10 protein-coding genes are annotated in these 9,014 nt (G+C 42.2%); 6 read left to right on the top strand and 4 right to left on the bottom strand.

Annotation, left to right across the window (positions count from 1 at the left end):
- The first annotated feature begins 1 nt into the window (after position 1).
- On the top strand, positions 2-625 hold the full coding sequence (locus Q1X33_RS15105) for a DUF47 domain-containing protein (protein ID WP_301969736.1): 624 nt from the start codon (positions 2-4) through the stop codon (positions 623-625).
- Positions 626-701: 76 nt separating this feature from the next.
- Here the strand turns inward: Q1X33_RS15105 and Q1X33_RS15110 are convergent, their stop codons facing one another.
- From Q1X33_RS15110 to Q1X33_RS15120, 3 genes are all read right to left on the bottom strand, one after another.
- On the bottom strand, positions 702-1,535 hold the full coding sequence (locus tag Q1X33_RS15110) for an undecaprenyl-diphosphate phosphatase (protein ID WP_005230172.1): 834 nt from the start codon (positions 1,533-1,535) through the stop codon (positions 702-704).
- Positions 1,536-1,683: 148 nt separating this feature from the next.
- Positions 1,684-2,388, bottom strand: coding sequence for a histidine phosphatase family protein (locus tag Q1X33_RS15115; protein ID WP_005230175.1), 705 nt, complete (start codon positions 2,386-2,388; stop codon positions 1,684-1,686).
- 33 nt (positions 2,389-2,421) lie between these two features.
- The gene (locus Q1X33_RS15120) at positions 2,422-3,042 is read right to left on the bottom strand and encodes an MBL fold metallo-hydrolase (RefSeq protein WP_005230178.1); all 621 of its coding nucleotides are present in this window, start codon (positions 3,040-3,042) and stop codon (positions 2,422-2,424) included.
- Between the two features lie 98 nt (positions 3,043-3,140).
- Here Q1X33_RS15120 and Q1X33_RS15125 point away from each other — a divergent pair, with 98 nt between their 5' ends.
- The 3 genes from Q1X33_RS15125 (at position 3,141) to Q1X33_RS15135 (ending at position 7,127) form a co-directional block, all read left to right on the top strand.
- Positions 3,141-3,554, top strand: coding sequence for a GNAT family N-acetyltransferase (locus Q1X33_RS15125; RefSeq protein WP_301969735.1), 414 nt, complete (start codon positions 3,141-3,143; stop codon positions 3,552-3,554).
- 280 nt (positions 3,555-3,834) lie between these two features.
- Positions 3,835-4,371 carry a hypothetical protein gene (locus Q1X33_RS15130; RefSeq protein ID WP_034869406.1) on the top strand — a complete coding sequence of 179 codons (537 nt, stop codon included), beginning with the start codon at positions 3,835-3,837 and terminating at the stop codon, positions 4,369-4,371.
- A 257-nt stretch (positions 4,372-4,628) separates the two neighbouring features.
- Positions 4,629-7,127: an ATP-dependent DNA helicase gene (locus tag Q1X33_RS15135; RefSeq protein WP_005230184.1), complete on the top strand. Its 2,499-nt coding sequence runs from the start codon at positions 4,629-4,631 to the stop codon at positions 7,125-7,127.
- 91 nt (positions 7,128-7,218) lie between these two features.
- Here the strand turns inward: Q1X33_RS15135 and Q1X33_RS15140 are convergent, their stop codons facing one another.
- Positions 7,219-7,710: a YajQ family cyclic di-GMP-binding protein gene (locus tag Q1X33_RS15140; protein ID WP_005230187.1), complete on the bottom strand. Its 492-nt coding sequence runs from the start codon at positions 7,708-7,710 to the stop codon at positions 7,219-7,221.
- Positions 7,711-7,863: 153 nt separating this feature from the next.
- On the opposite strand from Q1X33_RS15140, the gene Q1X33_RS15145 reads away from it, so the two are divergent.
- Positions 7,864-8,799, top strand: a complete 936-nt coding sequence (locus tag Q1X33_RS15145; RefSeq protein WP_005230189.1) for a YitT family protein — start codon at positions 7,864-7,866, stop codon at positions 8,797-8,799.
- A gap of 74 nt (positions 8,800-8,873) precedes the next feature.
- The coding region (locus Q1X33_RS15150; RefSeq protein ID WP_301969749.1) for a metal-sulfur cluster assembly factor at positions 8,874-9,014 on the top strand (141 nt) is incomplete at its 3' end.

Here is a 9,014-nt window from a genome sequence, read left to right on the forward strand (position 1 = left end):
AATGGCACGAAAAAAAGGATTTGATTATTTTGCGGCAATGGAGCAGTTGGCAACAAATGGGCATCTAGCTGCGAAACGTTTTTCGCTGTTGATCAATGATTACTCTGAAACAGCGTTAAGTGAAGCGGCAGCTGAGATTCATGGATTAGAAAAGGAAGGCGATCAGGTGATCGCTGAGTTAACGAATGAGTTGTACGACTCATTTATCACACCGATCGATCGCGAAGACATCCTGGTCATCTCTGAGCGCTTAGATGATATTTTGGATGGCATTATGGGACTGACTTATTTATTTGAGAATTTGGTCATTACGAAGATTCGCCCTGAGACGAACTTATTTGCTGAAATGATCGTTCAAGCGACACAGGGGGTCGAAACAGCATTAAAAGAGTTTCCGAAGTTCAAAAATTCAAAAACATTGCGTCAAATGATCAACGATGTAAATACGATTGAATCAGAAGCAGATCTTTTGTATTCAAAAATGAAAAAAGCGTTGTTTACGGATGAAAAAGAAGTGCTGGAAATCATTAAATGGAAAGATATTTATGATCGCTTTGAATCGATTATCAACGACACCGAAAGTGCGGTTGATATTATCGATCGTATGGTGATCAAAAACACGTGAGGAACTAGAGAGCATTCAAACGAAAAAAAAGAGCAACTATTGCGGCAGTTACCTGCCCAAGAGTTGCTCTTTTTTCTTATAATTGGATCAGCCAATAGCCGATCAAAATGATTCCTAAAACGATGCGATACCATCCAAATACGGTAAAATCATTCCGTTTGATGTAGTTCATCAAGAAACGGATCGCGATGATCGAAACGATGAATGACACGATGGTTCCTGTCAATAAGATGACGGTTCCTTGGAAATCAAAGGCATTGCCATCTTTCAAAAACTTGAAGATTTTCAAGGCACTGGCACCAAACATGGTGGGAATACCTAAGAAAAATGAAAATTCAGCAGCAACATAACGAGAAGCGCCGATCATGATAGCACCTAAGATAGTAGCACCAGAACGAGAAGTTCCTGGGATCAATGCCAATACTTGGAACATTCCTACGATCAATGCCGCTTTGTAGGTGAACTTGTTCAAATCGGTACATTTTGGTGCTTTATTTTTATTGCGTTTTTCTACCACGATAAAGCCGATCCCATAAACGATCAAGACGATCGAAACGGAGAAAAAGTTGTAGAAGTGCGCATCTAACCAATCATCTAACGGTAATCCGATAATAACCGATGGCAAGACCGCCACGACGACTTTAAACCATAACGTCCATGTATCTTTTTTCTCTAACTCATTTTTCTGCGGTGAAAAAGGGTTTAGTTTATGGAAATATAAGTAGACGACTGCTAAAATCGCACCCAGTTGTATGACAACATTGAACATCGTCATAAACTCGGGAGTTACATTCAATCCGATAAATTCGTCGGCTAGAATCAAGTGACCCGTGCTGCTGATTGGCAGCCATTCCGTGATCCCTTCAATGATCCCAAATAAAATCGCTTTTATGAAATTTGTAAAAAACATTGGTTCAGTCCTTTCTATGACAAAATACAACTCTTAGTATACCGTTTCCTGATTCGAATACCAATCTTTTTCCTAAAAAAAGGGGGCAGTTTTTAAAACAAAAACTGCTCCTTTCTTAAAGAAATTGATCAACTGCCAAAGGTTTCTCTTAGGATAAAAGTTCTTGAGAGAGTGCTAAGCCTTTTTTGATGTAATCGGTATTGCCCACTTCAGCAATCGTAAAGCTGCCATCTTCGTAGATCAGTCGAGTGACCGAGCCATTTTCAATATCCATGCGAACATTGTTCTCATCATTGATCAGATGCAAAAGAAAAGCGATCGTTAAGCCGTGAGACACAACTAGCGCATTGCCGCCGCCTTTTTTCTCAACGCGGTAGGCGATATCTTCAAACCCTGTTTTGACACGTTCGGTCAGCACATCAAAGGTTTCCGCCCAATTGGCTGTATCTGCGTGATAGATCGCATTGGCGATCGCCTCAAACGAGACATGATTGGCAATCATATCATCGTAATCAGGAAAGTCAAGAATCCGTGGCAGAACACCCCACATTTCTGCATCATAGGCACCTTCAAGTGAGCCAAAGCACCATTCACGAATCCGTTTGTCGATATGATAAGGGATCTCTGGTCCTCTGACATGTTCACCCAGTATCAGACGCATCGTTTCGATCGCGCGGCCGCTGTCACTGGATACTGCTTCCACAAAATCCACATCTCGTAACCCGAGTCCTAAATAATGGATGCCTTGTTCACCAGTACGAGTCAATGGGGTGTCGCACCAACCTTGCACACGCTGCAATGTGTTGAACATGGTTTTCCCGTGACGCACGACATACAATTCCGTTTTTGCCATAAGTAGTAATTCCTCCTTTGGTTCGTCATTCGTTTATGCGTTAAAAAACGGATTGGTCCGTTTCTCAATCTCGATCGTTGTTGGTTCCCCGTGGCCAGGATAAACGGCCATCTGATTCGGTAAAACAAAAAGTTGCGTTTGGATGCTGGTCAGCAATTGCTCAAGGTTGCCAGTTGGTAGATCGGTCCGACCGATGCTGCCTTTAAATAAGGCGTCTCCAGAAACGACAAACTTGTCAAAAATAAAACTGACGCTGCCGATGGAATGACCTGGGGTTGCAACAACCTTAAAGGACATGCCAGCTATCTCGTACTCTTTCAATTCTAGCTCGAATTCTGCTGGACGTGCGGTGATGGTTCCTAATTCAGGATGACGACCAGAAAGGTTTTTCATAGGATCACTTAGCCATTCTTGCTCAAGTGGACTAACGTAAACGGGGATCTGATAATAATCCCGCAAATGGTCAACTGCGCCGATATGGTCATAATGAGTGTGGGTCAATAAAATCGCTGCTGGTTTTGCGCCTGTTTTTTCGATCTCAGCGATCAATCTCGCTGCTTCTGCTCCAGGATCAATAATCAACAAAAAATCTTCTTTCCAAATAAGGTAACAATTTTCTTGAACGGGTCCTGTCACTAAACCAATGATTTTCATGCTAAAACCTCCTAGGATCACAAATACTTGTGTCTGACTATAAGTATAGCTTAAAGTATAAGAGGAAACAAAGAAAGGTTTTTAGGAGTGAAAAATTAATGATAGAAACGATTAACACAGAAGACAATCGTCAGGCGATCTGTCAATGGCTCAATTATTCAACGAAAAAAGCAGAGGCAGTGAGTGCCTTTTCCGATCAAGAGCAGCTTTCATTTGCATTTTTTGACAATCACGATCAACTTGGTGGGTTGATTGGGAAACGGACAGGTAATGCGATTCATATTCAATTGTTTGCAGTTGATCCAAACCATCAGAATCAAGGGGTGGGGAAACAATTGATGGAAGCACTTTTCGATCACGGTAAAAAAGCGGGGTGTCGTTCCGTGACAGTTACCACCCAAGACTACCAAGCGCCACAGTTCTATCAAGCAGTCGGCTTCGAACAATTTGCTGTGCTTTCTGACACACCTGTACTTGGCACGGATAGGCTTTATTTCGTGAAGATGCTGTGACCACCCTATGGCAGGCAGGTGATAAGGCTAACCAATAGTTTGATGAGAGAAAAGCTCAGAATTATTGTGGGAATTCGAAAATTTTTCTAAGAAACCGCATTAGCAAAAAACTGCTGTTATACTAATTAAAATAAGAAAGCGCGTGTTTCGTTTGAAACTGGTCTAATTTTTTCCTGCAGCAGAAACCTTCGTCGTGACTAAGTTCGGGGAAAGTAAGTGTTCAGGACCTTGTGTTCGTTTTGATTGGTATACATCAACTTTTTGTAAGAAGGTGTTTTTTATGAAAAAATCGCTCCAATTCTTTTTCACTGTATGCTTTGCTGTGCTTCTTTTAGCGAGCTGTGGTGAGGAAGAGCTATCCATCGATGATTCGAAAGAAGTTTCTGAAACCGTTACTTCCGCCTCAAAAGCGGTTGAAAATGGCGACCTTGATTTGATGTTGATCCAAGATGAGAGTGTCATCTTTCCGCAAAGCCAAGGGGTTTATGATTTCCATGAGAATGAGTTGACGATCGTTAAGCAGTATTTGCCGATGGCAGACTTAGAAGATAGTTCAGCCAGCTCTAGTGATGTTGCCTTGTATAAAGGACAAATCGAAAGTGATTTTCAGCGCCATTTTTCCCATTCAGAGGCACAGTTGTCCAACGATCCTTATCAAATTTATGAGATCACCTATCAAGATGCCTCATACATCGTCGAAGGAAAACGTTTGACGATCATGGCAGATGGGCGAACCTTTGAGTTCACCTTAGATCCCAATAATCAGAAGGCCTATGATCAAAATGGCGTTAGCTATGACATTCAGGTCGATCAATAAATTTTCTTAAAAACATATTCCTGCTTTACTTGCTTAGGTGAGTAGAGTAGGTTTTTTTGGTGACCTTTCATCAAACCCATTCTCTGGAAGTGGAAATGGCGTTGATTACCTGATGAGAAGGCATTTTGCCGCAAGTGATTTTTTTAGAGATCAAACCTGTTTGGATAGGATACTCTCCGCAGAGGATGAAAAGCTGTTTCTGTTCGCTTTTCCAAAAGTGATCTATCCGCTATAATGGCAAACGAGAAGGTGAACACGTGTATAAAGGAAAAGTTGCGGTTAGAAAAATCGTAGAATTTATTTTGCGCAGAGGCGATATTGATAGCCGCAAAGTCAGTAATCATACCGCACAAGAAGGCGCCCGTATCCATCGCCAACTACAAAAAGAGGCTGGGGATGCGTATCAAAAAGAAGTCTTTTTCAAACGAGAAAGCCAAATTGAGAAAGATTCGATCACTGTCGAAGGACGTGCCGATGGTCTCTTTTTTGATGCAGCTGTTAATTCTTGGGTGATCGATGAGATCAAAACTTCAGAACCAGCTTTCGAAGATATCCCTGAAGATCAAATCGATTTGTTTTTTGCCCAGGGAATGGTTTATGCTTATTTGTTTTTACTACAAGAAAATGAACAAGCAGCGCTTAATGACAGTGAAAAACAAGAGAAACCAGAAGCAGAAGCAGAAGCTACTGCTGATGGAGAAAATGATCCGAGGAGACCCATCGATCGGATCGCCGTACAATTGACTTATTATCAAACCACTGAAAAGCTGACCACCCGTACGAGAAGAACATTTCAGTTCTCAGAATTAGCTGTTTTTTATGAAGAATTACTTCAGGAATATCATAAATGGTTAGTTTTTCAAGAGAATTGGCGCCGTGTCCGCAATACGTCTTTGCAGCTGCTGTCTTTTCCCTTTGAAACCTTTCGCAAAGGGCAGCGAGAGTTAGCAGCAGCGGCGTATAAAACACTAAAAAATGGCAAGCGACTTTTTGCGGAAGCGCCAACGGGAACTGGAAAAACCATGTCAACGCTGTTTCCCGCATTAAAAGTTCTCGGGGAAGAAGGGGCAGATCGGGTCTTTTATCTGACGGCGAAGACGATCACCAGACAAGTGGCTGAAGATGCGTTGAGCAAGTTAGCAGACAACGGTAGTGAAACCAAGAGTGTCACGATCACTGCCAAAGATAAAATTTGCTTTCTGGATGAACGAAATTGTACGCCAGAGCATTGTCCTTATGCACAAGGTTATTACAATCGAATCAACGAAGCTTTGTGGGATCTGTTGCATCACGAAAACCAAATAACCCGAGAAGTGATCGAGACTTATGGAATGAAGCATACGGTTTGTCCCTTTGAGCTTTCACTGGATGTCAGTGTCTTTTGCGATGTCATTATTGGTGATTATAATTATTTGTTTGATCCAACCGTTTATTTACGGAGATTTTTTGAAGAGCCAGACGAAGAGTATTTCTTTTTAGTGGATGAAGCCCATAACTTAGTTAATCGTTCGAAAGAAATGTATTCCGCAACGATCTTACGACAGCCATTTAAGGAATTAAAGAAGAAGCTGCCGAAGGATCAACAGAAATTAAAACGCGCACTAAACAGAGTTGATAAAGAATTTGCGGCTTTAGCCCAATTAGCAAAAGAGGAAGGATGGTCATACCACCATCAAGCAGCTCCCCATGAAACAATGGTCAATCAGCTATACAAATTAGCTGAATTGATGAAGGAATGGTTGCCGGCAAATCCTGAGCATGAATTGCAAGAAGAAGTGCTGCAAGTGTATTTTGAAGCTAACCATTATTTGAAGATCAGTGAATTTTATGATGATCACTACGAAACGACGGTGGAGATCGACCGCTATGATATCAAACTACGGCAATTTTGCATCGAACCAGCGCCGTTTTTGGAATCCGTGTTAGATAAGGGCAAGGCCAGCCTGTTGTTTTCTGCGAGCTTTACCCCTTTGTCGTATTATCAAGAAGTATTAGGTGGCGGCGATGAAGCTTTGCGCTATCGCTTGCCAAGTCCTTTTGATCCGAAAAATCAGGGGATTTTTATTGCGGACTATATCCAAACGACATATCGCCAACGTGAAGCCAGCATTCCTGCGATCGTTGATGCGATCCAGCAAATGACGGCAGCGAAAGCGGGAAACTATATGGTCTTTTTCCCATCTTATCGTTACTTGGATGATGTGGCGGCAGCATTTTCTCAACAGGCGCCAGAGGTCGAGGTCTTGATTCAGGGGACTGCTATGAACGAAGCAGAGCGCGAGGCGTTTCTTGCGCAGTTTCAATCTTTTGACTCGCAACAATCATCCTTGCTGGATAAAAGTCAAGACGAACCAAAGAGTCAACCAAAAACATTGGTGGCATTTTGTGTCCTTGGAGGAATTTTTTCTGAAGGGATCGACCTAAAAGGCGATCGCTTGATCGGTGCAGCAGTGGTAGGAGTCGGACTGCCGCAAATCAATCACGAGCAAGAATTGATTCGGGAATATTACGATGAGAAAAAGGCAGCTGGCTTTGCGTATGCCTATCAGCTGCCAGGGATGAATAAAGTCCTGCAAGCAGCCGGTCGAGTGATTCGGGATGTCAGCGATCGTGGCGTGGTGTTATTGCTGGATCAGCGCTTTCGGACACCGCGTTACCAAGAACTTTTCCCACTGCATTGGCAGCATGCCTTGCAGATTCGTCGGCCGCAAGAGTTATCAAAGGCATTGACTCATTTTTGGCAAGAAAAAAACTAGAAGCAGAGCTTTCAAGAGCGGTTGCGCAAAATCAGTAGATAAAGCTGATTTTGCCTAACCATCACGTTAGACTCTGTTCTAGTTTTTTTGATTAGCGATAATTTGTAAATTGTAAATCGATCGTCAGGGGCAGTTTACGCAACAATTGGATCACCTCTTGCAGATCGTCACGACTTTTGCCTGTTACCCGAATTTGATTGTCTTGAATTTGGGTTTTAACTTTTAGCTTGGCGTTTTTGATCGCTGTCGTTATTTTTTTGGCGTTTTCTTTATCGATGCCATTGATCAATTCTGCCGTTTGACGAGCTTTTGCCCCCAAGGCATGCTCCGTTTCGCCAAATTGAATATTTTTCGTTGGTACATTCCGTTTGATCAGCTTCGCAAAGAGCACATCTTTGATTTGCTCCAACTTAAATTCGTCATCTCCAACGATCGTCAGTTTGCCCTCAGTCATCTTGATTTCTACCGTGGAGCCTTTAAAATCAAATCGGTTTTTCAATTCTTTTTCCGCCTGTTGAATGGCGTTTTTCACTTCTTCTGTGTTGATCTCAGATACGACATCAAAACTTGCTTCTTTTGCCAAAATCAATCACTCCTCTCATCTCTTACCTATGATTTTAACATGGAGGCGAACGATGCGGGAATGAAAAGTAAATTTTTGCAAATAATTGTTTCATTTTTTCACACAAACTGCTATTCTTTGGAAGGAGATTTTTAGTGAAGGAGCTAGATCATTGTGAGTAAGTTATTAACGAAGCACGAACAATCAGAACGATTGAAAAAAATAGGGGTTATTTTGCTGTCAGGTATCACTGCAGCCATTGCTTTAAATTTCTTTTTGATTCCCGCAAACGTTCTTTCTGCTGGGATGAACGGGGTCGCCCAATTGATCGTGGCACTTGCCTTGGAACATTTTGGCGTTCACCTTAGTACAGGGCTGTTTATTTTCCTCTTAAACTTGCCTATCTTTGTTCTCGGGTTCATCAAACTCGGGAAATCATCGACACTATTGAGCTTTATCAATGTCGTTGTCGTTTCCGTCTTAACGATGATCCTTCCGCAAGGAGCGATCACTGACAATATTTTGGTTAACGCTTTGCTAGGTGGCGTACTGTTGGGCGTCGGCGTTGCGTTTTCACTGAAAATGGGTTTTACCACCGGCGGAATGGACATCCTTTCGTTGATATTATCAAAAACGACTGGAAAAACGGTCGGTAAATATATGTTTATTTTAAACGGCATCATTGTCATGGTCTCAGGTTTCGTCTTTTCTTGGGAAAGTGCGTTGTACACGATCATTTCGATTTTCGCAATGAGCTACGTTGTGGACATGCTGCACACAAGTCATCAAAAGGTAACGGCAATGATTATTACGACCAATGCGGAAGCTGTTGGGAAAAATATTTCTAAGCATGTGTTTCGCGGCATGACTTTGTTCCCCTCAGTCGGAGGGTATTCAGGCGTACCTGGTAATATGATCATGATGGTCGTGACCCGCTACGAGATCTACGATTTAGAACAAGCCGTTTTAGAAGCTGACGGCAATGCGTTTATTAATTTTGTGCCGACCCAATCGATTACAGGCCGTTTTGCGACAGATGATGAACAACGGACCTTTAAAACGACAGGGGTCTTCCCAGAACTGAAAATACACAAGAAAAGCCGGCCATAATCAAGGATCGTCCATTTACAAATCTTGCAAAAGAAGGTATTATTTGAAACAAGAATTAAAGGAGGTCTTCAACCGTGGCATATACTGAAGTAGAAGCAGAAGCAATCAAAGAGCGTGTCTTGGCTGCCTTGGAAACCGTGATTGACCCTGAGTTGGGGATTGATATAGTGAATCTAGGCTTAGTTTATGAAGTCGAATTTGATGCAGAAACAGGC

This window comes from Enterococcus sp. B2E4 (assembly GCF_030499455.1).
Classification (GTDB): Bacteria; Bacillota; Bacilli; order Lactobacillales; family Enterococcaceae; genus Enterococcus_D; species Enterococcus_D casseliflavus.